Raw genomic sequence first — 257 nt, forward strand, 5'->3', positions numbered from 1 at the left:
GAAGCGATGGAGAAGCTTCAGGGACAGCAGACGTCCGGAGCGTCGACGATTTCGCAACACGCGGCGTTGGCTGCCCTGACCGGCCCGCAGAACTTCATCGAGCTTTCGCGCGAGGCATTCCAGCGCCGGCGCGACCTCGTTGTCGAGCAGATCAACCAGGCTCCGGGCCTGCACTGTGCAGTTCCGCAAGGCGCGTTCTACGTGTTCGCATCGTGCGAAGACCTGATTGGCAAAACCATGCCGTCGGGCGTGCGTCT

General features: G+C 63.0%; 1 protein-coding gene. It reads left to right on the forward strand.

The window, feature by feature from the left end; genetic code table 11:
• A partial coding sequence (locus tag R2R70_RS21495; RefSeq protein ID WP_410979123.1) for an aminotransferase class I/II-fold pyridoxal phosphate-dependent enzyme occupies positions 1-257 on the forward strand: 257 nt, incomplete at both ends.

Source organism: Cobetia sp. SIMBA_158, from assembly GCF_046566945.1.
Lineage (GTDB): Bacteria > Pseudomonadota > Gammaproteobacteria > Pseudomonadales > Halomonadaceae > Cobetia > Cobetia amphilecti.